The 23,307-nt window shown below is 65.8% G+C and carries 21 protein-coding genes; 3 read left to right on the forward strand and 18 right to left on the reverse strand.

Features of this window, described 5'->3' with window-relative positions; translation table 11 throughout:
* The 16 genes from V3328_RS07955 to V3328_RS08030 form a co-directional block, all read right to left on the reverse strand.
* Positions 1-942, reverse strand: coding sequence for an ABC transporter permease (locus V3328_RS07955; RefSeq protein WP_340329104.1), 942 nt, complete (start codon positions 940-942; stop codon positions 1-3).
* Positions 943-1,175: 233 nt separating this feature from the next.
* Positions 1,176-2,258, reverse strand: coding sequence for an ABC transporter permease (locus tag V3328_RS07960; RefSeq protein ID WP_340329105.1), 1,083 nt, complete (start codon positions 2,256-2,258; stop codon positions 1,176-1,178).
* A 181-nt stretch (positions 2,259-2,439) separates the two neighbouring features.
* Positions 2,440-3,999 (reverse strand): ABC transporter ATP-binding protein, encoded by a 1,560-nt coding sequence (locus V3328_RS07965; RefSeq protein ID WP_340329106.1) that lies wholly within the window; start codon positions 3,997-3,999, stop codon positions 2,440-2,442.
* 216 nt (positions 4,000-4,215) lie between these two features.
* Entirely contained in the window at positions 4,216-5,211 is a 996-nt protein-coding gene (locus V3328_RS07970; RefSeq protein WP_378758922.1) for a BMP family protein, read from the reverse strand.
* Positions 5,212-5,562: 351 nt separating this feature from the next.
* Positions 5,563-6,147, reverse strand: coding sequence for a biotin transporter BioY (locus V3328_RS07975; RefSeq protein WP_340329108.1), 585 nt, complete (start codon positions 6,145-6,147; stop codon positions 5,563-5,565).
* A 66-nt stretch (positions 6,148-6,213) separates the two neighbouring features.
* Positions 6,214-8,592 (reverse strand): xanthine dehydrogenase family protein molybdopterin-binding subunit, encoded by a 2,379-nt coding sequence (locus tag V3328_RS07980; protein ID WP_340329109.1) that lies wholly within the window; start codon positions 8,590-8,592, stop codon positions 6,214-6,216.
* A 103-nt stretch (positions 8,593-8,695) separates the two neighbouring features.
* Positions 8,696-9,667, reverse strand: coding sequence for a 5-oxoprolinase subunit C family protein (locus V3328_RS07985; protein ID WP_340329110.1), 972 nt, complete (start codon positions 9,665-9,667; stop codon positions 8,696-8,698).
* Positions 9,657-10,532, reverse strand: a complete 876-nt coding sequence (locus V3328_RS07990; protein ID WP_340329111.1) for a 5-oxoprolinase subunit B family protein — start codon at positions 10,530-10,532, stop codon at positions 9,657-9,659. The genes V3328_RS07985 and V3328_RS07990 overlap by 11 nt, the downstream gene beginning before the upstream one ends.
* 29 nt (positions 10,533-10,561) lie before the next feature.
* The gene (locus V3328_RS07995; protein WP_340329112.1) at positions 10,562-11,926 is read right to left on the reverse strand and encodes an acetyl-CoA carboxylase biotin carboxylase subunit; all 1,365 of its coding nucleotides are present in this window, start codon (positions 11,924-11,926) and stop codon (positions 10,562-10,564) included.
* 20 nt (positions 11,927-11,946) lie between these two features.
* Complete coding sequence (locus V3328_RS08000) at positions 11,947-12,186, reverse strand: acetyl-CoA carboxylase (RefSeq protein ID WP_340329113.1); 240 nt, start codon at positions 12,184-12,186, stop codon at positions 11,947-11,949.
* A 66-nt stretch (positions 12,187-12,252) separates the two neighbouring features.
* The gene (locus tag V3328_RS08005; RefSeq protein ID WP_340329114.1) at positions 12,253-12,981 is read right to left on the reverse strand and encodes a LamB/YcsF family protein; all 729 of its coding nucleotides are present in this window, start codon (positions 12,979-12,981) and stop codon (positions 12,253-12,255) included.
* Positions 12,982-13,054: 73 nt separating this feature from the next.
* Positions 13,055-14,056 (reverse strand): ABC transporter permease, encoded by a 1,002-nt coding sequence (locus V3328_RS08010; RefSeq protein ID WP_340329115.1) that lies wholly within the window; start codon positions 14,054-14,056, stop codon positions 13,055-13,057.
* Positions 14,049-15,074, reverse strand: a complete 1,026-nt coding sequence (locus V3328_RS08015; protein ID WP_340329116.1) for an ABC transporter permease — start codon at positions 15,072-15,074, stop codon at positions 14,049-14,051. Before V3328_RS08015 ends, V3328_RS08010 begins: the two co-directional genes overlap by 8 nt.
* Positions 15,075-15,081: 7 nt before the next feature.
* Entirely contained in the window at positions 15,082-16,653 is a 1,572-nt protein-coding gene (locus tag V3328_RS08020) for a sugar ABC transporter ATP-binding protein (RefSeq protein ID WP_340329117.1), read from the reverse strand.
* 28 nt (positions 16,654-16,681) lie between these two features.
* Positions 16,682-17,536 carry a TMAO reductase system periplasmic protein TorT gene (gene torT, locus V3328_RS08025; protein WP_340329118.1) on the reverse strand — a complete coding sequence of 285 codons (855 nt, stop codon included), beginning with the start codon at positions 17,534-17,536 and terminating at the stop codon, positions 16,682-16,684.
* A gap of 12 nt (positions 17,537-17,548) precedes the next feature.
* On the reverse strand, positions 17,549-17,755 hold the full coding sequence (locus V3328_RS08030; RefSeq protein WP_340329119.1) for a hypothetical protein: 207 nt from the start codon (positions 17,753-17,755) through the stop codon (positions 17,549-17,551).
* 199 nt (positions 17,756-17,954) lie between these two features.
* Between V3328_RS08030 and V3328_RS08035 the strand changes: the two genes are divergently transcribed.
* Both V3328_RS08035 and V3328_RS08040 read left to right on the forward strand, forming a co-directional pair.
* Positions 17,955-19,361, forward strand: a complete 1,407-nt coding sequence (locus V3328_RS08035) for an aminotransferase (protein WP_340329120.1) — start codon at positions 17,955-17,957, stop codon at positions 19,359-19,361.
* Positions 19,362-19,536: 175 nt separating this feature from the next.
* A complete protein-coding gene (locus V3328_RS08040; protein WP_340329121.1) occupies positions 19,537-20,214 on the forward strand; it encodes a GntR family transcriptional regulator in 678 nt (225 codons plus the stop codon).
* Positions 20,215-20,222: 8 nt separating this feature from the next.
* Here the strand turns inward: V3328_RS08040 and V3328_RS08045 are convergent, their stop codons facing one another.
* On the reverse strand, positions 20,223-21,203 hold the full coding sequence (locus V3328_RS08045) for a 5-oxoprolinase subunit C family protein (RefSeq protein ID WP_340329122.1): 981 nt from the start codon (positions 21,201-21,203) through the stop codon (positions 20,223-20,225).
* Between the two features lie 9 nt (positions 21,204-21,212).
* Complete coding sequence (locus V3328_RS08050; RefSeq protein ID WP_340329123.1) at positions 21,213-22,082, reverse strand: 5-oxoprolinase subunit B family protein; 870 nt, start codon at positions 22,080-22,082, stop codon at positions 21,213-21,215.
* A 279-nt stretch (positions 22,083-22,361) separates the two neighbouring features.
* Between V3328_RS08050 and V3328_RS08055 the strand changes: the two genes are divergently transcribed.
* The gene (locus tag V3328_RS08055; RefSeq protein WP_340329124.1) at positions 22,362-23,288 is read left to right on the forward strand and encodes a DMT family transporter; all 927 of its coding nucleotides are present in this window, start codon (positions 22,362-22,364) and stop codon (positions 23,286-23,288) included.
* The last annotated feature ends 19 nt before the right edge of the window (positions 23,289-23,307 follow it).

Genomic DNA, 23,307 nt, shown 5'->3' on the forward strand with positions numbered 1-23,307 from the left:
TCACCTCTGCCCCTTGAACCACGGTACCAGGAGAGCCCTGGGATAATCCGCCTTTCGCGCCACGAGTACCAGCGCCACGATCGACAGCACATAGGGCAGCATCAGGAAGACCTGGCCCGGCAGGAAGGACCCGATCTCGGTCTGCAGGCGCACCTGAAACGCATCGAAGGCGCCGAACAGCAGCGCCCCGATCAGCGCCTTGCCCGGTCGCCAGGAGGCGAACACGGTGAGGGCGATGCAGATCCAGCCGCGGCCGTTGACCATGCCGAAGAAGAAGGCATCGAAGGCGGACATCGTCAGGAAGGCGCCACCGATCGCCATCAGCGCCGAACCGGCCACCACGGCCCCTATCCTGAGTCCGTAGACCGAGAGTCCCTGGGCGTCGACCGCGGCCGGGTTGTCGCCGACGGCCCTGAGCGCAAGGCCGAGCGGGGTGCGATAGAGCACGTAGGCCACGACGCCGACCAGAACGAAGGCGAGCCAGGTAAGGGCCGTCTGGTTGAACAGGGCCGGGCCGAGAAACGGGATATCGGAGAGGATGGGCACGTCGAGCGGCTGGAACGGCACGATGCGCGGCGGCGAGGTGACGTCCGGCAGCGCCGTGCGGTAAGTGAAGTAGGCGAGGCTGGAAGCGAGCAGCGTGACGCCGATCCCCGAGACGTGCTGGGACAGCCCGAGCGGGACGGTCAGCCCCGCGTGAAGCAGCCCGAACACGCCGCCGGTCGCCGCCGCGACGAGAACGCCGCCCCACAGCGGCAGGCCGAGCCACACCGCCATCCAGCCCGCCATCGCCCCGGCGGTGAAGATCCCCTCGATGCCGAGATTGAGCACGCCGGCCCGCTCGCAGATCAACGCGCCGAGGACGCCGAAGATCAACGGACTGGCGATGCGGACCGCCGCCGCCCAGAAGTTCGCCGTGATCAGGATCTCGAGGATTTCCATCAGGCGGCTCCGGGGGGCGCGTCGGGTTGGACGGCGTCCTCCGGTCGCCGCCGCGGAGCAAGGCGCCAATCGCGCGGCCACACTTCGGCACTGATGGAGCAGCAATCCCCTCGCAAGTGACGTTCGACGGATGGATGCGCCACCCGGCCCTCTCCCCCCTTGTGGGGGAGAGATGGAGAGGGGGGTACGCGGCCTGTCGGCTCGGCCTGTCGCTCGACCAACTTCACCATCGCTTACCCTTCTGCGCCGTGCGCATGATGCCGGCCGATCCAGCGGATGCGGTAGCGGACGACGAAGCCACCGACCAAGACGCAAAGCAGCGACAGGGCGACGACCAGATCGGCCAGATAGCTGGAGACGCCGATCGCCCGGCTCATCGAGTCGGCGCCGACGAAAACGCTGGCGACGAACAGCGCGGCGACCACCACGCCGAGCGGCGACAGCCCAGCGAGCATCGCGACGACGATGCCCGCATAGCCGAAGCCGGGCGATAGGTCAGCGGTAAGATAGCCCTTGAGGCCGGCCACCTCGCCAACGCCGGCGAGACCGGCAAGGCCGCCGGAGATCAGCGCGACGCGGACGATGGTGCCGGAGACGGGAATGCCGGCGTAGCGGGCAGCCGACGGATTCTCCCCGACCGCGCGGATCTCGTAGCCCCAGACCGCGTAGCGGATCATCACGTGCACAACGATCGCCATGACGAGACCGATCAGCAGTCCGGAATGTACCCGCATGCGTGCTATCAGCGGCGGCAGGACGGCTTCGTCGACAATCGGGGACGACTGCGGCCAGCCGAGCCCCATCGGATCCTTCAGGGGGCCTTCCAGCATCATCTGGACGAACAGCAGCATGATGAAGTTGAGCAGCAGCGTGGTCACCACCTCGTCGGCGCCGAAGCGCAGCTTCAAAAGCGCCGGGCCGAGCATCAGCAGCGCGCCGGCCGCCGCGCCGGCAGCAACCACCGTCGGGATCATCACGTAGGCCGGTCCCGAAAACGCCCCCGATCCGACTGCGACGGCGGCAAGCGCGCCGGCGTAGAGCTGACCTTCGCCGCCGATGTTCCAGAGCTTTGCCCGGAACGCAACGGCGGCGGCGAGCCCGGTCAGGATCAGCGGCGTGGTGCGCGTCAGCGTCTCGGAGAAGGCGAACAAGGAGCCGTAGGCGCCCTTCACCATCAGCCCGTAGGCCGACAGGATCGGCGCCCCGGCGAAGGCAAGCGGCACAGCCGCCAGCACCAGCGCCGCGAGCGCGGCGAGAACGGGCACGGAGACGGCGCGAAGCGGCGTGATCGCGGGCCGCGGCTCGAAGCGGATCATTGGAGATGCCTCCGGCAGAAGCCGGTCGCTCTGAACAACGCAGACCTTCTTTCGTCATCCCGGACGACCGCATGGCCGATCCGGGATCGGAGAGCCACCGGACTTCCTGTGGCACTCCGATCCCGGCTCTCCGCTCCGCTGCGGCCGGGATGACGAGCGGAGAGTTTTGCGCTGAATTCGATCATGCAGCAGCCTCGTCGTGGCCGGCCATCATCAGGCCGAGGGTGCCGCGGTCGAGCATCTCGGTCGGCAGCGCCTCGCTGAGGGCGCCGTTGTGGATCACGGCGATCCGGTCGCAGAGGATCATCAGTTCGTCGAGGTCCTCGGAAATCAGCAGGATGCCGGCGCCGCGCTGACGGGCATCGAGGAGCCTGCGGTGCACCTCGGTCTGGGCCCCGACGTCAAGGCCGCGCGTGGGCTGGTTGGCCAGCACCAGCCGAGGGTCGCGGTCGAGAACGCGAGCCAGGATCAGCTTCTGGATGTTGCCGCCCGACAGCAGGCGCGACGGCGCATCCGGACCGGGACAGCGCACGTCGTAGCTCTCGATCGCCTCCACGGCGCTGGCGCGGATCGACTCGCGCTTCAGGAAACCGGCCGTCTGGAACGCCGGCTCGCGAACCTCCTCGATGGCGATGTTCTCGGCCACGGTCATCGCGCCGACGACGCCGTCATGGTGGCGGTCTTCGGGAATGCGGGCGATGCCGGCGCGGGAAAACCGGCGCGGATCGAAACGGCCAATCTTCTCGCCGTACAGGATCATTTCGCCGGACGTCGGCGCATCCAGGCCGGCCACCACGCCGGCGAGCGCGGCCTGCCCGTTGCCGGAAACCCCGGCGATGCCGACGATCTCGCCCTCGCGGACCGTCAGGCTCACCCCGTGCAGGGACTTGCGGGCGTCGGCACCGGCAACCACCACGGCGCGCAGTTCGAGGACCGGGGCACCCGGGTCGCGCGGAGTACGGCGGCTGGCCGGGACGTCGCGGCCGACCATCAGCTCGGCGATCTTGCGGCGATCGGCCCGCGCCGTTTCCAACTCGCCGACCTTCCTGCCGCCGCGCAAAACGGCGATGCGGTCCGAAACGGCCAGCACCTCGGCAAGCTTGTGGGCGATGAAGATCACCGCGAGGCCTGCCGCCGCCAGCGACCGGATCGTCCCGAACAGGCTTTCGGCCTCCTGCGGCGTCAGCACTGCCGTCGGTTCGTCCATGACGATGATGCGGGCGTCCCGGTAGAGCGCCTTCAGTATCTCGACGCGCTGCTTCTCGCCGACGGTCAGCCTGGAGACCTGCACGTCGAGATCCACGGTCAGGCCGGATCGCTTCATCAGGTCGGCGACCTTGCGCCGCGCCGGCCCCCTGGAGAGGCCGAAATTCAGGCTGCGCTCGGTTCCCAGAACGATGTTCTCGAGACCGGTAAGATTTTCGGCCAGGGTGAAGTGCTGGTGGACCATGCCAATTCCGGCGGCGAGAGCGGCATGAGGCGAGCCCTCCTCCAGCGGCGCAAGTGTGCCGTCCTGCCCGGCGACGAGAACTTCCCCTGCGTCGGCGACGTAGTGGCCGAACAGGACGTTCATAAGGGTGGTCTTGCCGGCGCCGTTCTCGCCGAGCAGCGCAAGGATCTCCCCACGCCTCAGTTCGAGGTCGATCGCGTCGTTGGCGACGAGCGGGCCGAAGCGCTTGGTGACGCCACGCAGCGCCAGCACGACGGGCGCGCCCGGCGCGCCGGCAATCGCTGCAGTCATCGGAACGGCTCCCCCTCCTCCCGATCGGCAACCACTATCGGCCCGCTGCCGCGAGCCGCCTGTCCCCTGCCCTCCCCACGAGCGGGAGGGGAAATCGTGCAGCCCTGTGCGACCACGCCTATATGGGTCGGAACCGCGGACCACGCGGCACTCGCTCCCTCCCCCTTGTGGAGGAGGGTCGGGGTAGGGACCCGGCGCGAAGGCGCCGGGTGGGCCTCACATCGTCGACTTGGGCTCGGCGTCGTTGACGTTGACGCGGAACAGGCCATCCTTGATCTCCTGTTCCTTTTCCTTGGCTGCGGCAACCGAGTCAGCGGAGGCAAGCGACTCGTCGACAACGAACGAACCGCCGCCGTAGCCCATGTAGCTGTACTGGCCATAGTCGGCCGGCTCGAAGCTGCCATCCTGCACCGCGGCGATCGCCCTGTCGATGGTCGGCTCCATGTGCCAGAGCGCACTCGCCAGGATCGTGCCGGGATAGTCGGCGGCGGTGTCGATGACGTTGCCGATCGCCTTGACACCGCGCTCCTTGGCGGCATCCGAGACGCCGAAGCGCTCCGCGTAGAGGATGTCGGCCCCCTTGTCGATCATGGCGAAGGCGGCTTCCTTGGCCTTCGGCGGATCGTACCAGGAGTTGATGAAGGTCACGAGGAACTTGACGTCGGGATTGACGGACAGGGCGCCTTCCATGAAGGCGTTCATCAGCCGGTTGACCTCGGGGATCGCATATCCGCCGACCATGCCGATGATGTCGGATTCCGTCGCCGCTCCTGCGATCATGCCGGTCAGGTAGCTCGGCTCGTGGATGAAGTTGTCGAACACCGCAAAGTTGGGCTGCGAGGGCCCGAACGAGGATCCCATCAGGAAAGCGATGTCAGGATAGTCGGCGGCAACCTTGCGCGCCGCGCGCTCGACGCCGAAAACCTCGCCGATGACGAGGTCGCTGCCCTGCTCGGCATATTCGCGCATGACGCGCTCGTAGTCGGTGTTGGCGACGTTCTCCGAATATTCGTAGGTGATGTCGCCGCGCTCCTCGGCGGCATTGAGCGCCTTGTGGATGCGGCTGACCCACTGCTGCTCGACCGGCACGGTGTAGATGGCCGCGACCTTGATCGGATCGGCCATGGCGGATGTCCCGAACAGCGCGAAACCAGTCGCAAGCGCTGCGGCAGCCAAGACTGCGCGGCGCGTTGGATTCCAACCCGACTTCATCTGATTTTCTCCCCTCCGATTTGCAGCCCAGGAGCGGCGGCTGCCGCTCCTGGCCAAGTAAAGCCGCACACAAGAACCGTGCCAATCGAGGCGAACCGGCATTTTCTTTTATCGGCCGGTCAAAAATTTACCGGCTGCGCAATTCCTGAGCAACGGATTTCGGCCGCTGCCCAGATAGTGGCCAGCGGGCGGGCAACGAAAGGGCGTCCGTCCGTGAGCAGAGTTCTCGCGCGACGAAACGCATGGGGCTTCGGCAGGGTCTCGGAACACAAAAATGCCCCCGGGGGCGAGCCTCCCGGGGGCAGTCGGATGTGAGGAACGGGCTCGGTCTGCCCGACGCCCGTGTGCGGTTCAGCCCTTGCGGCCAACGACCTTCCAGGCGATCGGCAGGACGGCCATCGCCAGCGCGATCTTCAGCGCCTCTGCCGGCAGGAACGGCAGCAATCCGCCGGCGAGCGCCTTCTCGAAGCCGATCAGCCCCGTCAGCCACGCCAGGCCGAAGGCGAAGATGATGATGTCGCCGATCAGGAAGGCGACAAGGGCGGTGGACCAGCGCCGATCGAACCCGCGCTCGGCGAGGTGGCCGACGACGATGGCGGCAAAGAAGAAGCCGATCAGGTAGCCGCCGGTCGGTCCCATCAGGTAGGCAAGGCCCGAGCCCAGGCCAAAGACCGGGAGGCCCATTGCGCCCTGGGCAAGGTACAGCGCGACCGTCGCGCCGGCGAGGCGAGGACCGTAGGCTGCCCCGATCACCAGGACGGCGAACGTCTGCATGCTCATCTGTACCGGCCAGAACGGCACCAGCACCTTCGCCGAGATAGCCAGCAAGGCCGACCCCACCACCGCGAGCAGAACGCCGCGCGCGATGCCCATGGCCCCTTCGGCCGGCCAGAGCGCTCCCGCCAGTGTCGATCCCCGTGTCGCAGCTACACTCATGTAACAGTCTCCCGCTTCGCGTCGATGATTAACAAACCAAGTGTGTTGGTGATCCGGACCCGTCCGTCAAGGTCCATCTGCGTGGGTTGCCGCCCGTATCGCGTCCCAGACCGCCTGCGGCGTCGCCGGCATGTCGACGTGCCGCACGCCGAGATCGTTCAGGGCATTGCAGATCGCATTGATCGCCGCCGCCGGCCCGGCGATCGCGGCGGCCTCGCCGCAACCCTTGGCCCCGACCGGATTGGTCGTGCAGACGGTCTCGAAGGAATGGAATTCGATCGCCGGAACGTCGCTGGCGCGAGGCATCGCGTAGTCCGTAAACGATCCCGTCAGCAGCTGACCCGACTCCGGATCGTAGCGGCACCCCTCAAGACATGCCTGCCCGATGCCCTGCGCGGCACCGCCATGGATCTGTCCCTCGACGATCATCGGATTGACGATCCGGCCGAAGTCGTCGACGGCGAGATAGCGATCGACGCGCACCGAACCCGTATCCGGATCGATTTCGACCTCGACCATGTGGCAGCCGTACGGGAACGTGAACGCCTCCGGGTCGAAATAGGTCGTTTCCTCAAGGCCCGGTTCGAGCCGGTCGGGATACCCGGCGGGCGCATATGCCCGGCCTGCGACCTCGGCGAAGGTGAGCGTCCGGTTGCGCGGCGGCGCACTGAACACGCCGTCATGCAGTTCCACGTCTTCGGGCTCACACTCCAGCATGTGGGCCGCGATGCGTTTCATCTTGCCGACCACCTTGCGGGTGGAGCCGATCAGCGCGCTGCCGCCGACCGCAAGCGAGCGTGATCCGTACGTACCGATGCCGTAGGGCACCCTGGCCGTATCCCCGTGGACGATCTCGATGTCGGCCGGGTCGAGCCCCGTCTCCTCCGCGACGAGCTGCGCGAAGGCGGTCTCGTGGCCCTGGCCGTGCGTGTGGCTGCCCGTGAGCACGGTGATACCGCCGGTCGGACTGACCCGCACGACGGCGACCTCGTACTGGCCGCCGCCACAGCCCTGCTCGATCAGCATTTCGGAGGGCCCCATGCCGCATGCCTCCATGTAGAAGGCGACGCCGAGGCCGCGGCGCCGGCCGGCCGCCTCCGAGGACTTCCGACGCTGGGAAAAGCCTGGAAGGTCGGCAATCTCGCGCGCGGTCGACAGCGCCTTGGGCAGATCGCCGGAGTCGTATGTCCACAGGAACGGCGTGCGATACGGGATCTGCTCGGGCTGGATCAGATTCTTCGCCCGCAGCTCGAACGGATCCATGCCGAGCTTGTCGGCGGCCATGTCGACGATCCGTTCCAGGACGTAGGTCGTCTCCGGTCGCCCGGCGCCGCGATATGCATCGACCGGCGTGGTGTTGGTGAACGCCGCACGGACCCGCACGTGCACGTCCCGTAGCGCGTAGGGCCCGGGAAACGGATTGCCGTAGAAGAAGGTGGGAATCGCCGGGGCGAAGGTGGAGAGGTAGGCGCCCATGTTGGCGATGGTGTCGACCTGCAGCGCCGTGAACCTGCCATCGGCGTCGAGACCAAGGCGAACCCTGGTGGCGTGGTCGCGTGCGTAGGTATCGGCGAGGAAGGCCTCCGAACGTGTCGCGATCCAGCAGACCGGGCGACCGATGCGCCTGGCGGCGAACAGGACCAGCACTTCCTCGTTGTAGTGATAGATCTTCATTCCGAAGCCGCCGCCGACGTCCGGGGAGATGACGCGGATCCGCTCCTCCGGGATCTTCAGCGTGCTGGCCGACAGCATGACGCGGATCGGATGGGGGTTCTGGTTGGACGTAAAGAGCGTGTATTCGTCACGGCCGCGCTCGTAGAGCCCGATCGTCCCCCGGGTTTCCATGGGACTTGCATTGACCCGGTTCTGGATCAGGTCCAGCTCGACCACGTGCGCCGAACCGGCCAGCAGCGCGTCAACCTTGCCGGGATCGCCCAGCGACCAGTCGTAGCACAGGTTGGAGCCGGAGCCGGCATGGACGAGGGGCGCGTCCGCCGCGAGGCTGGTCCGGAGATCAGTCTGGCTCGCGCCGGTCTCGTAGTCGATCTCGATCAGGTCCGCTGCGGCTTCTGCATCCGCGAGGGTCTCCGCGACGACCGCGACGACCGGATCGCCGACATGGATCACACGTTCGGTCGCGAGCACCGGATGGGCAGGCGCGGCCATCGGCGTGCCGTCGCTGCTGTCGACGGGCCAGGCGCAGGGCAGCGTGCCGATGCCGGCCGCATCGAGATCGGCACCCGTGAATATGTCGAGCACGCCCGGCTGCTGGCGGGCCCGGTCGATGTCGATCGAGCGAATGGCCGCGCTTGCTTGAGGCGAGCGGACCACGTGCAGTCGGGCGGTTCCGTAGAGATGTGCAGCGACATCGGCCACATAGGTGCCGGCGCCGGTGATGAACCTCTGGTCCTCCTTGCGGCGAAGCGGCTTTCCGATCCAGTTCACAACCGAGACTCCTCACCGCGACGGAGCATCCATCGCTACAAACAGGTTACCGCTTGCGCGCACCTCTCCCCGTCCCGCGTCGAGCGGGCGAGTAGCGCCATGCTCAGGCGAGCACGTCGCGTACTTTCTGCAACGCCTCGTGCCGTTCCCGCCGGGCCGCAAGCGCAGCATCCATCTCCACGGACACGAACTTCGTTTCGGTGTGCGGCTGCATCTGGCCGATCAGATCCATGTCGGCGGAAATGACCGTCCCGAGCATGAAGTAGCCGCCCCCCGACACCGCGTCGCGGTGGAGCACGATCGGCTCGGTGCCGCCCGGCACCTGGATCGAACCGTAGGGATAGCAGGCGTCGACGATGTTGGAGGGATCAGAACCGGCACCGAAGGGCTGCTCGCGAGACACGAAGTCGAGCGGCCGACCGCCACGGAAGCGGTAGCCCATCCGGTCGCATTCCGGCGCCACCTTCCAGGTATCGTCGAAGAAGTGCTCGCCTGCTTCCTTCGTGATGCGGTGCCAGTAGAGGCCCGGCAGCATGCGCAGCTCCACCGGCCCCTTCGGCATGCGGCGCATGTCGGCGGGCACGCTGCGCCCCTCGGCCGCGCCGGCACCCGAGCCGAGCGGCAGCGTGTCGCCGGCGGCGATCGCCCTGCCCTGGTAGCCGCCGAGCGCGCCGATGGCATATGTCGATCGGCTTCCGAGCTGGACAGGAACGTCGATTCCGCCGGACACGGCGATGTAGGCGCGCGCGCCGGACTTCAGGAAATCGAAGGACAGCACCTGTCCCGACTTCACCTTGAACGAGGTCCAGGTCTCTTTGACTTCGCCGTCGACTTTCGGCGGCAGGTCCGCTCCGGTGACGGCGACGGTCGCGTCTTCCGTGAACTCGAGCTCCGGCCCCATGAACACGCATTCCAGGCAGGCCGCGCCCTCGTCGTTGCCCACCAGCAGGTTGGCGCAATGCAGCGCGAACCGGTCCATGGCGCCGCCGACCGGGATGCCGAGATGGTAGTAGCCGGGCCGTCCCAGATCCTGGATTGTCGTGGCGAGCCCCGGGTTGATGACGTTAATTCCCATAGAGGCCCTCCATCAGCTTGGCGTTGTAGCCGTCGATGTCCTTCTCGTACTCCTCGAGGTCGAAGGTGACGTCGTGGATGCGCGGGGTGAACCGGTTCGCCTCGACGTCAGCGAGCGTCGCATCGTATTCGTCACGGTCGATCGGCTTCCACTTGACGATGTCGCCAGGCCTGAAGAAGACCATGAAGTCGGAGAGGTAATTCGTCTCCTGCGTCGGATCGAATATCGTCATCGGGGTGATGCCGAACATCTGGTAGCCGCCGGCGCCGCGCACCGAATAGATGCAACCGAAGCACCCGCCGATACCAACCGTCTGCTTCGGCGTGTCGGTGCGGGGACGCAGGTACTTCGGCACCTCGATCTGCCGTTGCCGCTCGACCATCTGGTAGAGGAACGGCAAGCCCGACACGAAGCCCACCATCGAGACGAACCAGGGGGCGCCCGAATGCGCCTCGATGAAGGAGTCTACCGTGTCATAGCCGTTGATGCGGGCGGCGTATTCGATGTCGGAGGAATTCGGATCCTGATGGCGCTCCCGGAAGCGCATCAGCGTCTCGTGGGTCCAGGGATCCTGGTAGAAGACCGGAACCTCGATGATGCGCGTTTCGATGCGAGCTTCCGCCTTTTCTGCCGCTGCCTCGAGCGATTTGAGTTCGGCCATCATGTCGTCGGGCTTGATGACGTCCGGGTCGAACTTGATCTGGAAGGAGGCGTTGGCCGGGCAGATCTCGGTGACGCCCCTGATGTTCGCCTCGCGCACCGCGTTGGTGATCGACAGGGACTTGAAGAAAGCCTCGAGCGACATCTCCTCGTTCACCTCGACGAAGACGTGCTCGTCGCCGCCGAAGGAGTATCTCATGCTCATCTCGTTTGACTCCCCCTCTCGATTTCTTCTCAGGTCAGCCGGGACGCATTGTCTTCGAGCCAGCGCTCAAGCCATCGCGTGTGCACCATGCCCGACTTCACATCGGCATCCTCGGCCAGTGCCTTGAACAGCGGCGCCGTCGTCTTCACCCCGGCGATTTCGAGTTCCGCCAGCGCGCCCTTGAGCCGCTCGATCGCATGGACACGATCCTCTCCCCAGACGATCAGCTTGCCGAGCAGGGAATCGTAGAAGGGGGGGATGGCGTAGCCCGAATAGAGCATGGTGTCGAAGCGCACGCCCGGTCCGCCCGGAACGCCGAGCGTGCCGACGATGCCGGGAAAAGGCATGAAATTGTTGGCGGGATCTTCCGCGTTGAGGCGCACCTCGATCGCGTGGCCGCGAAGTGCGATGTCCTCCTGGCGGAAACGCAGCGGCTCGCCACCGGCGATTCTCAGCATCTCGCCGACAAGGTCGAGGCCGGTGACCCATTCGGTGACCGGATGCTCCACCTGGATGCGGGTGTTCATCTCGATGAAGTAGAATTCGCCCGTGGCGTCGTCGTAGAGATATTCGAGCGTGCCCGCACCGCGATAGTTGACGGATTTCGCCAGCGCCACGGCGGAAGCGCAGAGCTTGTCCCGCTCGGCCGGCCGGAGAGCGGAGGACGGCGCCTCTTCCCACACCTTCTGGCGCCGGCGCTGCAGCGAGCACTCCCGTTCGAAGCAATGCATCACATCCGAGCCGTCGCCGAGGACCTGCACCTCGATGTGCCTGGCCCGTTCGATCACCTTTTCCACGTATAGTCCGCCGTCGCCGAAGGCTGACTGCGCCTCCGTCTGCGCCATCTGGAAGAAGTGCTCGAATTCGCCTTCGTCGTGGGCGATCCGAATGCCCCGTCCGCCGCCCCCGGCGGCCGCCTTGATCATCACCGGATAGCCGATCGCCCCGGCAAGCGCCTTGGCGTCGGCGACATCGTCGATGCGCCCGTCACTGCCGGGAATCGTCGGAACGCCCGCGTTCGCCGCGGCGGTCCGCGCCTCCACCTTGTCGCCCATCATGCGGATCGTGTCGCCTCGGGGTCCGACGAAGACCATGCCGGCGGCTTCGACCGCGTCGGCGAAGCGGGAACTCTCCGCCAGGAAGCCGTAGCCGGGGTGCACCGCGTCCGCGCCGGCCGCCTTCGCGGCGTCGACGACCGCCTCGATGTTCAGGTAGGACTTGGCAGCCTGCGGCGGACCGATCTCGACGGCCTCGTCGGCGAGCCTGACGGCCAGGGACTCCGCGTCCGCCGCCGAGTGGGCCTGCACCGTGGATATGCCGAGCTCGCGCGCGGCCCGGACGATGCGCACGGCGATCTCGCCGCGATTGGCAATGAGCAGCTTTTCGATGGCCACGACGCCAGGCTCCCTGGTCTTCAGCCCTCGAGCTCGACCAGCGGCTGGCCGGCCTGGACGGGATCCTCGTTTTCGACGAGGAACTTCGCCACCTTGCCGTCGGCGTCGGCCTTCACCTCGTAGAACGTCTTCATGACCTCGACCAGCCCGACGACGTCACCGTTCGCGACGGTATCGCCCTCTTCCTTGTAGACCGGCTTGTCGGGGGAAGGCCGCCGATAGAACGTCCCGGGCAGGGGCGAAAGGATCTGCTTGCTCATGATGTGCACTCTTTTCTGATTGATCCTGTTGGCGTCGGGCGAACGTGCTGCCGTATCGTGCCCGCCTCACGCCGCGTCGAGATAGGGCTTCACGGCGTCGCGAACGGCGGTCGCGATCTCCACGGCGTTGGGCGTATCCGAGTGCACGCAGATTGAATCTGCGCGCACCGTCAGTTCCTTGCCGTTCGCGCTCGTCGTCTTGCCCTCGGTCACGGCGCGCAGGCAACGCTCGGCGGCGACTTTCGGATCGACGGCATGGTGCTCGCGGGTAATGATCGTCATGCCTTCGTCATTGTAGTCGAGGTCGGCGTAGAACTCCGAGACCAGCGTGTGGCCGCGCGCCTCGTAGACCTTCTCGTGCAGCGTCCCGACGATCCCGTAGAGCGGCACTCTGAAGACATCGGCGGCGTCGCACACGCCGTGGGCGATGTCTTCCATGCGGCCGGCCATCCCGTAGAGCGAGCCGTGCGGCTTGATGTGGTTGAGGGTCATGCCCTCGGCGTCGAGGAACCCCTTCAGCGCACCGATCTGGTAGATCAGGCAGTTGGCGAGTTCCTCGCGGGAAATCTTCATCTCGCGGCGGCCGAAGCCCTGAAGATCCGGCAGCGAGGGGTGGGCGCCGACCTTGACGCCGTTCTCCTTGGCCAGCCTCACCGTGTTGCGCATGTGGTTGAAGTCGGACGCGTGGAAGCCGCAGGCGACGTTGGCGACGTTGATCAGCGGCATCAGGCCGGCGTCGTCGCCGATCTTGTAGAGCCCGAAGCCTTCGCCCATGTCGCAGTTGATGACCGTCATCGACCTCTCCTTCCATTCGTTCCCCTGGGCGATCCGGAGATGCGCCCGAATTCTGCAGCCCTCGACCGCCGCATCACATCCGTGAGGTGCGCAGGCGATCGAGGAAGATCGCCAGGATGATCACGCAGCCCAGCACGATCATCTGGACGTAGCCATCGACCCGCGTGAGATTCATGCCGTTCGACAGCGCCGTGATGAAGAGGGCGCCGAGGATGCACGACTGAACGCCGCCCAGGCCTCCGCGCAGGCTGACGCCGCCGATCACCGCTGCGGCGATGCTCTCCAGAGTCAGGTTGCCACCGAGATTGGGCTCGCCCGATCCGGTCCGGCCGGTGAGCATCAGCGCGCCGACGACGGCAATCAGCGAGCAGAGCATGTAGGCCATCATCAGGTAGCGGCGGCTCGGCAGTCCGGCCACCGTTGCCGCGCGGGGATTGGCGCCGAGGATGTAGAGCGAGCGTCCGAAGACCGTGTAGTTGAGCAGGAAATAGATGACGACCAGCACGGCCGCAGCCAGGATGATGGGCATCTGGATGCCGAGAACCGTCCCCGAGTAGACGAGCCTGCTGAACTCGTCGGGCACGTTGAAGACCGGGCGGCCGTCCGAGGCCATGGTCGCGATCCCGAGCGCGATATTGAAGCTGCCCAGCGTCGCGACGAATGGGTTGACGCGGAGCCAGGCCACCGCGAACCCGTTGAACAGGCCGATCGCAAGCCCGACGCCGGCCCCCATCAGGACACCGAGGAAGATCGCTGTCGCGACCGACTCGCCGTTCGCCCCGGCCATGCCGGTCATCACCAGGGCGCTGGTGACGCTGACGGCCGACACGGTATTGCCGAGCGACAAGTCGAAGCCGCGCGTCAGGATCACGACCATCTGGGCGGTCGCGAAGATCACCAGATAGCTGGCCTGGATCGTGATGTTCAGCAGGTTGTCGGCCGAGATCACCCGCGGCTCGAAGATCGTGAAGCCGAGCACCATCAGGACCAGGGCGATCGGCAGCAGCGCCTGGATGAGCGTCGCTCGGGTCAGGAACGTGGTTGCTTCGGCGGGGTTGCGGGCTGCGTCAGTCACGGACCCGCCTCCGCTTGCCCAGTTCGTCCAGGGCGACGGCCGCCACAACGATGATGCCGAGCACGACGAGCTGCATCTTGCTGTCGATCCGCAACAGGTTCATCGCGTTGGTCAGGATCGACAGGAACAGGGCCCCCAGAGCGACAAGCTCCACCCGGCCGATGCCGCCGCGCAGGCTCACTCCGGCGATCACGGCCGCCGCAATCGACTGCAGCATCATGACGTTACCGCCCATCGTCGCCTGGCCCGAGCCGAGACGCGCCGTCATCAGGATGCCGGTGATCGACGCCAGCACCGAGCACATCACGTAGGTCAGGACCAGGTAGCCCGTGGCCGGGACGCCGGAGACGGTCGCCGCCTGCAGGTTGCCGCCGATGGCGTAGATGTATCGACCGAGCCTGGTCCTCTGCTGGATGAACCAGACGATGGCGATCAGGGCGACCGCCACATAGACCGTCGCCGGCAGGCCGAACCACAGCGCCCGGCCGAATTCCTTCACGAACACGTCCGGCATTCCGTAGACCGGAATGCCGTTGGTCAGGAGAAGCCCGATGCCCGTTGCGATGGACAGCGTGCCCAGCGTCACCATGAACGGTGAGATACGCAGAAACGCGACGCAGAGCCCGTTGATGAGGCCGATGAATACCCCGCATCCGAGGCCGGCAAGGACGCCCAGAATGATCACGGCAGCCGTCTGATCAGGCATCGCCGCAGACAGCAGCGCCATCGCCTTGGCCATGACGGTGCTGGTCAGCGCGATGACGGCGCCCACCGACAGGTCGAAGCCGCCGACGATCAGGACCAGCATCTGCCCGGCCGCGATGATGGCCAGAAAGGAGGTGCTGCGCAGCACGTTGAACAGGTTGTTCATGCCGAAGAACTTCTGCTCGACGACGGCCATGAACAGGACCATCAGCACGAGCAGTATCGGCAGCAGGCCGACGGTGGCCGCCACCCGGGACGCCCGTTCCAACCCCGTTTCCGGATGGGGTTGCGCTTGCAGGATGCGTACGTTCATTGCCCCCTCACGCGGATTCGACCTCTCTCTCGTCCTGGAAGAAGCTGGACAGCACGGCCTGCTCGTTGATGTCATCGCCGGTCAGCTCGGCGACCATGCGCCCGCGGTGCATCACGTAGAGACGATTCGAGAGGTTCAGGACCTCCGGCAGTTCGGATGACACGAGCACGATCGCCGCGCCAGCTTCCACGAGCTGCTTCATGAGCTCGTAGACTTCGATCTTGGCGCCGACGTCGATGCCGACCGTCGGCTCGTCGAACAGGAACAGCGTCGTCTCGCGGGTCAGGCCGCGCGCAAGCATCACCTTCTGGCGATTGCCGCCTGACAGGTTGGCAACGATGCGCTCGATGTTCGGCGGGCGCAGCCGCAGCTTGTCGACGATCTCCTGGATGGCCCGGCGCTCGCTGGCCCGTTGTAGGACGCGCAGACGGGCGAACTGGGCCAGGTCGAGCGCCGCCATCGATGCGTTCTCGCGGATCGGCCGATTGAGCGCCAGTCCCTCGACGACGCGGTCGGAAGGAAAATAGCAGATGCCCCGCTTGAGGCTGCGGGCAGGCGTGGGATGGGCATACGATGCACCGTCGATCTCGATGCGGCCGGCTTCGATGTCATCGAGCCCGTAGATCGCCCGGATCAGCTCCGACTTGCCGCAGCCGACGAGCCCGGCCACACCGGTGATCTCGCCGGCGCGGGCGTGGAAGTCGACTCCTTCGACGCTGCGATCGGCCAGCGTGAGGTCAACGACATTGAGGAGCGTCTCGCCGGGCTTGTGTTCGATGGCGGGAAACAGCACGTCGATCTTGCGGCCGGTCATCAGCTCGACCAGTTCGTTCTCGCTGACGCCGTCGGCGTCGAGCGTCTCGATCAGCCGGCCGTCGCGCAGCACGGTGATGCGGTCGGCGAGCTGCTTTATCTCCCGCATCCTGTGAGAGACGTAGATGATGCCGACATTCTCGTGCTTCAGCCGGTCGATCAGGCCGAACAGGCGCACGGTCTCGGCTTCAGTCAGCGACGCCGTCGGCTCGTCGAGAATCAGCAGGCGGACGTTGCCCATCAGCGCCTTGGCGATTTCCGTCATCTGCTGATGCGCGCGCGAGAGCTCACGGACCTTCTTCTTGGGATCGAGATGAAAGCCGAGTTCGTCGATCACTTCCCTCGCGCGCCGCATCATCGACCGCGAGTTGAGGACGCCGCCCGTGGTGATCTCCCGGCCGAGGAACAGGTTCTCCTCGATGGTCATGTCTGGGACCAGCGAGAATTCCTGGAACACCGGGCTGATGCCCATGACGCGGGCCTGATGCGGGGTCAGGCCGCGAACCTCGCGGCCCTCGAACCGGAACGCACCCGCATCGGGGGGAAATGTGCCTGCTATGACATTGATGAGCGTCGACTTTCCCGCCCCGTTCTCGCCGAACAGGACGTGCACTTCGCCGCGGCGCAGGTCGAAATCCACCGCGTCCAGGGCCTGGACTCCGGGGAACCCCTTGGAGATGCCCTGCATCTCCAGAAGCGGACTTTGGTCGCCGGACGGCGCGGCCGGGGGCCGCGCCGTCTTCGTGGCGTTCGCAACTTCGTTCATCGGCACTCCGCCGAACGCGGGATCAGGCTCACTCAGCTTCCACTGAATAAACCGGACTCCAGTCGGCCGGCGCAAGCACCAGACTCATGTCGATCTTGTCGACCGAGTCCTTGGCGATCATGTCCGGGATCGGCTTGACGAACTCCATGAGCGGCTTTTCTTCCAGCGCGCGCACGGCCATGTCGATCGCCACGCGGCCTTCGAGCACCGGATACTGCGTCGCAAATCCGAGGATGTCGCCGCGGTTGAGAGCGTCGAGCATCGCCTGGTTCTCGTAGGAAGACATGATCAGGATCTCGTCTTCGCGGCCGACTTCGGCGACGGCGGCGATCGCGGCTTCGGCGGTCGGTGCCGTTCCCCAGATCACGTTCATCTCCGGATAGGCCTGCAGGGCATCCTGGATCAGCTGCATCTGCACCGCGACACCGGAATCACCGAATTTCTCGTCGAGCAGCTCGACCTGGTCCGCGCCTTCGATGGCCCGCTTGAAGCCGTCGTTGAAGCTTTCGGCCCAGCCGGATCCTGCGGGACCGGGGAAATTCACGACCTTGGCTTCATTGTCGCCGAGGTAATCCTTGAGGTAGGTGCCGGTCTGCTCGCCCATGGTGTCGAACTCGACGAACATCTTCGCCGTGGTCTTGGCCTCGGAAACCGGATTGACGGTGCTGATGACCGGGACGCCGGCGGCGATGCCTTCTTCGAACTTCTTGGCCAGCCCGGCTTCGGAAATCGCACCGACGATGATCGCATCGGCACCGCCCGCCAGGCAGTCGTCGAACTGCGAAAGCTGCCGGGGCAGGTTCTCGTAGCCGCCCGCTTCGTAAAGCGTCATGTTGACGTTCTGCCGCTTGGCCTCCTCCACGATGCCATAAGCGACTGCCACCCAGAAGCTGTCCTACATGTGCGGGAACAGCACGCACAGATTCCAGGGCTTCGAGGCCTTTTCGACCGGCTCGTACATGGTCTCGACATTGGAGCCCGACGACGCGTCGTAAACCTTGATCGGAAACCAGTTGTCCGCCGCATTCGCGGTCGTCGCCACGCCGAGCGCCATCATGACGGCAGCTCCGGCGAGCAATGCTTTTTCGTATCTGATACCCATTTTTGTCCCACGCTCCCTGCTGGATCAGGCGCAGCACGACCGACCACGGTCGTGCCCCCCTTCTAGTCACGCATCGGGCGCCCGGCTTGTCAACGCCGAGCGCGCGCCGCGAACGATATTTGATATCACATCCGGGAAAGATTTGATATCACATCTGCATGGCGACGGCAGAGCGCCCAATGCAGACGCGGAGGATCACATGTCAGTGCAGCCGACCCACAATCTGTCCGTCGAGGAACTCGACAAGCAGAGCGTCTTCCATCCGTTCACGGCACTTGCGCAGCACATGGAAACCGGTCCCCGCATCATGGTCAGCGGAGAGGGCGTGACGCTGAAGGACCGCCAGGGCCGCGAATACATCGACGCACTCGCCGGCTTGTGGTGCGTCAACATCGGCTACGGGCGAACCGAGATCGCCGAGGCGGTGGACCGGCAGATCCGGCAGCTTCCCTATTATCACTCCTTCGCCTCGATGGGGACGGAGCCGGCCGCCTACGTTGCCGATCGCCTGAAGCGAATGCTGCCCGGCGACATGGGGCGCGTCTTCTTCGGCCTGTCGGGGTCGGACGCCAACGACACGCAGGTCAAGCTGGTCTGGTACTACAACAACCTGCGCGGCCGTCCGAACAAGAAGAAGATCATCGCCCGAAAGCGCGGCTATCACGGGGTGACCGTCGCAGCCGGCAGCCTGACCGGCTTGCCGGTCCTCCACAATGCCTTCGACCTGCCCGTCGACCGCATCCTGCATACGGCCACACCGCATTACTACTGGAATGCCGAGCCCGGGATGAGCGAGGAGGAATTCTCGCGTTCCTGTGCCGAGGAACTGGACGCGCTGATCGAACGCGAGGGGCCGGACACGGTGGCGGCCTTCATTGCCGAGCCGGTGATGGGCGCGGGCGGCGTGATCGTGCCACCGAAGGGCTATTTCGAGGAAGTGCAGAAGGTCCTCCGCAAGCACGACGTGCTGCTGATCGCCGACGAGGTGATCTGCGGTTTCGGACGGCTCGGCCGGATGTTCGGGTCTCAGGTTTTCGACATCGAGCCCGACATGGTCACCATCGCGAAGGGTATCACCAGCGGCTACGTGCCTCTTTCGGCCTCGGTGGTGTCGGAACCGATGTGGCAGGTGATCATGGAGGGGTCGAAGGAACTTGGCGTCTTCGGCCATGGATACACCTATACCGCTCATCCGGTTTCCTGCGCCGCGGCCGTCGCCAACCTCGATATCATCGAAGCCGAGAAGCTCGATCAGCGGGCGGCGGAGACGGGCCGCTACATGCAGGAACTGCTGCGCGAAACCTTCGAGGGAGAGCCGATGATCGCCGAAGTGCGCGGCGTCGGGCTGATCGCGGCGGTCGAACTCGTGCCCGATCCCGCCGTGAAGAAGCCGTTCGACCCCTCGCTGAAGGTCGCGGGCCGGATTGCCGCCAAGGCTCTAGACCACGGACTTATTACCCGCGCGCTGCCCAACGGCGATTCCCTTGCCTTCTCGCCGCCGCTCGTCATCTCCCGCGATGAAATCGCGCAGTGCGTCGAGAGACTGGCCAGGAGCATCGCCGAAATCCGGGACGAACTGACCCGCGACGGCGTCGGGCAGGCTTGATTATGGAAAGGTTGCTTTCTACTTGCGCAGCACCAGTAAGTCGCGATAAGCGCGGTCGGTGTTGCACGACAATTTCATAACAGCTGACGATGTCACGTTCGCCAGGAAGATCGACTCGGCCGTGGGCGCACGACCGTAAGGTCAACCGGCAGGTTTTACGTAGGGTGATAACAGCATGACCTTGGCCGGTACGTTGAAAGGGGTATCCCGCGACACGTTGCGCGGCAGGGTTTATACCGAATTGCGCGCCGCGATAATGAAAGGAACCTTCGAGCCGGGTCAGGCTCTGACGGTTCGTGGACTGGCCGAGGCCTTCGGCACCAGCCCGACGCCGGTTCGCGAGGCCCTGCAGCAGCTCGTTGCCGAGAACGCATTGATCGCCGAGCCGAACCGGTCCTATCGCATTCCCCGCATCACGCGGGACATCTTCCTCGACCTGCGCGACACGCGGGCCGAACTGGAGGGGCTGGCCGCCGAAAAGGCCTCGGCCAACATCACGCCGGCGGCCATACGCAAGCTCGAACAGCTGATCGACCGGATGAGCCGTGCGATCGCGCAGCAGGATCTCAAGGGATACCTGTCGACCAACGAGGCCTTTCATTTCGCAATCTACGAGGCCGCGCGCGCACCGATCCTGCTGCGGACGATCCGGATGCTGTGGGTGCAGGTGGGCCCGACGCTGAACGTTCTTTTCCACGACCTCGACCTGGTCGAGGGTCTGCAGGACAACCACCGCGCCGTCCTCGCCGCATTCTCCGTGCGGGACCCGGCGGCAGCCCGTCAGGCCATTCGCAACGACATACTCGCCGCCGGCGATTTCATCGCCCACCAGCCGTCGGTCTTCGAGTCGTAGGCGGCCGGTCAGGCCGCCTCGAGGCTCTCTGGCCTGCACCGCAGATCCAGTTCGCGCCGCAGCGCCTGCGCCTCTTCCAGCGTGACCGCCCTGAACCGGTAGACGTCGCCGGGCAGCGACTGCGCCAGCTTCCAGAACGCCGCGGTGATCACCGTGTAGGGGTTGATGAAGCCGCCGGTGCTCGGTCCGTCGTTGACCAGAATGATCGGCGTCTGGCCGGCAAGGTTGACCGACCCGAACGGATAGCCGTGATCGAGAATGTTCGAGGGATCCTGGCCGTGCTCCGGCCGCTTGTTCGTCGCCCGGTCGGTGAAGCTCCATTCGGGCCCCTCCAGCCGGAAGCCGGTGCGATTGCTCTTGGCGAGCAGCTTCCAGTCGCTCTCCAGGAACCGCCGCTGCCCCTCCGCATCGATCCAGTCGTCGTTCGGCCCGGGCACGACTTCGATGTCCCACCTGCGCGGATTGTCGATCGTCGGGCGGGCGTCTGACTTGACTCGCTTTCCGGCAGAAGCGTCCGACCCGGGCACACCGGTCTCGATCCTCTGGCCCGCCTGGATCGCGTGGCCGTCTATGCCGCCGACCCCGGCCATGTGGAAGGTGGATCGGGATCCCAGCACTTGGGGCGTGTCCAGCCCGCCGGCGACCGCGATGTAGGCACGCGCGCCGAGCAGCGCCGGCCCAAGCTCCAGCGTCTGGCCGGACGAGACGGCGACCGATTCCCACATCGGTACGGGCTCGCCATCCAGTGTTGGCTTCATGTCCGCACCGGTTACGGCAATGACGGTCGCATCGTGGAACTTCAGCGCCGGCCCGAGGAACTGGCACTCCAGTGCCGCCGCCTCGCGCGCGTTGCCGACGAGAAGATTGGCCAGGCGGAACGACCAGATGTCCATCGGGCCGGACGGCGGAAACCCCTGCTCCCAGTACCCGATGCGCCCAGGCAGCTCCTGGACCGAGGTTTCGAGACCCGGATTGATCACTTCGAACATCGCGCGCCCTCAGAACCGTTCCTGCGGATCGAGCCTACCGATCCAGTCGTGGTATGCATCGATCGAAAAGCTCTGGTAGCCGACGTCTGGATGCTTGTAGGTGCCCTCGGCGACCTTGGCCGCGATGTAGTCGTGCTCCTCGCGTCCGATCGGGACGAACCGGACCCGGTCGCCCGGCTTGAAGAGCGCGAGGCTGTCGGCGAAGGCTTCAAGCCTCTGATCGGGATCCCAGATCGGCATCGGGCTCATGCCGAATATCTGGTAGCCGCCCGGGGTCCGGTCAGGATAGATGCAGGTGATCGACCCGCCCATTCCCACGGTGCCCTTCGGCGTCCAGGTCCGCGGCGGATTGTATTTGGGCGCCGTCAGGTGGCAGCGCGGATCGAGCGGCAGGAACGAGCCAAGCCCTGGCCAGAAGCCGAGCGCCGCGACCCAGTACTCCGTGCCGGAGTGGACGCGAACGAGCTGCTGGCGGTCGGTGAGACCGTTCAGCCGCACCATCAGGTCCGCATCGCGCTCCTTGTCCCTGATCGTCCGGCAGTAGTCCTCGACGCACTCGGCCGTCCACGGATCGAAGTAGAGCACCGGGACGTAGAAGATCCGGCTCGGCAATTCGAGGCCGGTAAGGCCGCCGATGCCGCCGCGGATCGAGGCGAGTTCCCTCGTGATGTCGTCGTAGGAAATCCGGTCGGGATCGTAGCTGACCAGCAGCGAGGCCAGTTCGGGGATGAGTTCCACGAGCCCGTCGATCTCAGCGTCCCGGATCTTGCTCGCGTAGGTGTGGACCAGGAAATTGAGGTCGAAGCTCATCTCGTCGCCGAGATAGACGAGAATGTTGCGATCGCCCCCCGGTCGGAATTCCGGCTTCTCGTAGATCATCCCGTGACTGAGGCCCCCTGTTCCCAATCCTTGCCCGGATGTCGGCGTACCGGCCAGATCTACGACCGAGTGCCAGGCCGTCGTCGACGGAAGGGCTCAGGACAATGGCGATATCCCCGGCGCCGATATCGATATAGACTATCACATACCAGATGCAGCTTCGCCAGCCTGAGAGGAAGCGCAGGGACCGCTTTTCTCGGGCGCGCGGATTGTGTCGGAAATGTCGGGCGAGGCCGCCAAGCGCGTCGCCCTCGGAAAAGGGAAGATCGGGGGGACGCCTTGTCGACCGGAATGACCAATGTCGCGATGTTGTTCGTCGCCGCCCTCATCTACGGCGGTGTGTTCTCGGCAAACAAGCTGGCCGCCGAGGCGGGCTGGTCGCCGCTGACCTTCGTGTTCGCGCAATCGCTTATCGCCGGCATCGTGCTCGTCGTCGCGGGTCTGTTGCGCGGTCTCGACTTGAAGCCGACGAGAAGCCATATCGTGTCCTATCTCGTGATCGGCGCCTTCGTCGTCGGCTTGCCGATCACCCTGCTCACCCATGTCGCGCCGCACCTTCCGGCCGCCGCCACCACCCTGGTGCTGGCGCTGTCGCCCGTCTTCACCCTGATGTTTGCGATCCTGGCAAGAATCGAGGCGTTTCGCTGGCGCGCGCTTGCAGGCGTCGTCTTCGGGCTTGCCGGGGTCGCGGTGCTGGTCTCGCCGGGATCGGAACTCGGCAGCGGCGACGCGACCGGCTGGTTCCTGCTGGCCCTGCTGGCGCCGGTGTTCTTCGCCTTGTCCAACGTCGCGGCGAGCGTACTGCGCCCGCCGGCGACCGCCTCGCTCACGATGGCCGCCGGCGTGCTGCTCGGTTCGGCGGTGGTGGTGCTGCCGATCATGGCGTTCGCCGGTGCCTGGGCACTGCCCTCGGCGCCGGCGGCGCAGGCTGTCGTGCCCGTCCTGCTCGCCGGAGCGATCAATGCAGCCTTCTTCGTCCTGCTCTTCGAAATCATCCGCCGCGCCGGGCCGACGTTCTTCGCGCAGTTCAACTACCTGGCGGTCCTGTCGGGAATCGGCTGGGGCGCGATTCTGTTCGCCGAACGGCCGGGCACGGCGTTCTGGATAGCGCTCGGCCTGATGCTGGTCGGCATCTACCTGTCGACCGGGCGTCCCGCCGTCAAGGACGCGACGCCGGCCGCGGGCGGGAAAGAGCCGGTCGCCTGAGCTGGAACGCCCCCGGCCG

This window comes from Microbaculum marinum (genome assembly GCF_037855135.1).
Taxonomy (GTDB): Bacteria; Pseudomonadota; Alphaproteobacteria; order Rhizobiales; family Tepidamorphaceae; genus Microbaculum; species Microbaculum marinum.

Excerpts from the sequence above, each read along its gene's own strand:
- V3328_RS07965 (WP_340329106.1), bottom strand. The coding sequence starts at position 3,999 with ATGACTGCAGCGATTGCCGGCGCGCCGGGCGCGCCCGTCGTGCTGGCG.
- V3328_RS08050 (WP_340329123.1), bottom strand. The coding sequence starts at position 22,082 with ATGATCTACGAGAAGCCGGAATTCCGACCGGGGGGCGATCGCAACATT.
- V3328_RS07990 (WP_340329111.1), bottom strand. The coding sequence starts at position 10,532 with ATGAGCATGAGATACTCCTTCGGCGGCGACGAGCACGTCTTCGTCGAG.
- V3328_RS07970 (WP_378758922.1), bottom strand. The coding sequence starts at position 5,211 with ATGAAGTCGGGTTGGAATCCAACGCGCCGCGCAGTCTTGGCTGCCGCA.
- V3328_RS08020 (WP_340329117.1), bottom strand. The coding sequence starts at position 16,653 with ATGAACGAAGTTGCGAACGCCACGAAGACGGCGCGGCCCCCGGCCGCG.
- V3328_RS08005 (WP_340329114.1), bottom strand. The coding sequence starts at position 12,981 with ATGACGGTCATCAACTGCGACATGGGCGAAGGCTTCGGGCTCTACAAG.
- V3328_RS08035 (WP_340329120.1), top strand. The coding sequence starts at position 17,955 with ATGTCAGTGCAGCCGACCCACAATCTGTCCGTCGAGGAACTCGACAAG.
- V3328_RS08000 (WP_340329113.1), bottom strand. The coding sequence starts at position 12,186 with ATGAGCAAGCAGATCCTTTCGCCCCTGCCCGGGACGTTCTATCGGCGG.
- V3328_RS07955 (WP_340329104.1), bottom strand. The coding sequence starts at position 942 with ATGGAAATCCTCGAGATCCTGATCACGGCGAACTTCTGGGCGGCGGCG.
- V3328_RS08040 (WP_340329121.1), top strand. The coding sequence starts at position 19,537 with ATGACCTTGGCCGGTACGTTGAAAGGGGTATCCCGCGACACGTTGCGC.
- V3328_RS08030 (WP_340329119.1), bottom strand. The coding sequence starts at position 17,755 with ATGGGTATCAGATACGAAAAAGCATTGCTCGCCGGAGCTGCCGTCATG.
- V3328_RS07960 (WP_340329105.1), bottom strand. The coding sequence starts at position 2,258 with ATGATCCGCTTCGAGCCGCGGCCCGCGATCACGCCGCTTCGCGCCGTC.
- V3328_RS07985 (WP_340329110.1), bottom strand. The coding sequence starts at position 9,667 with ATGGGAATTAACGTCATCAACCCGGGGCTCGCCACGACAATCCAGGAT.
- V3328_RS07975 (WP_340329108.1), bottom strand. The coding sequence starts at position 6,147 with ATGAGTGTAGCTGCGACACGGGGATCGACACTGGCGGGAGCGCTCTGG.
- V3328_RS08045 (WP_340329122.1), bottom strand. The coding sequence starts at position 21,203 with ATGTTCGAAGTGATCAATCCGGGTCTCGAAACCTCGGTCCAGGAGCTG.
- V3328_RS08015 (WP_340329116.1), bottom strand. The coding sequence starts at position 15,074 with ATGAACGTACGCATCCTGCAAGCGCAACCCCATCCGGAAACGGGGTTG.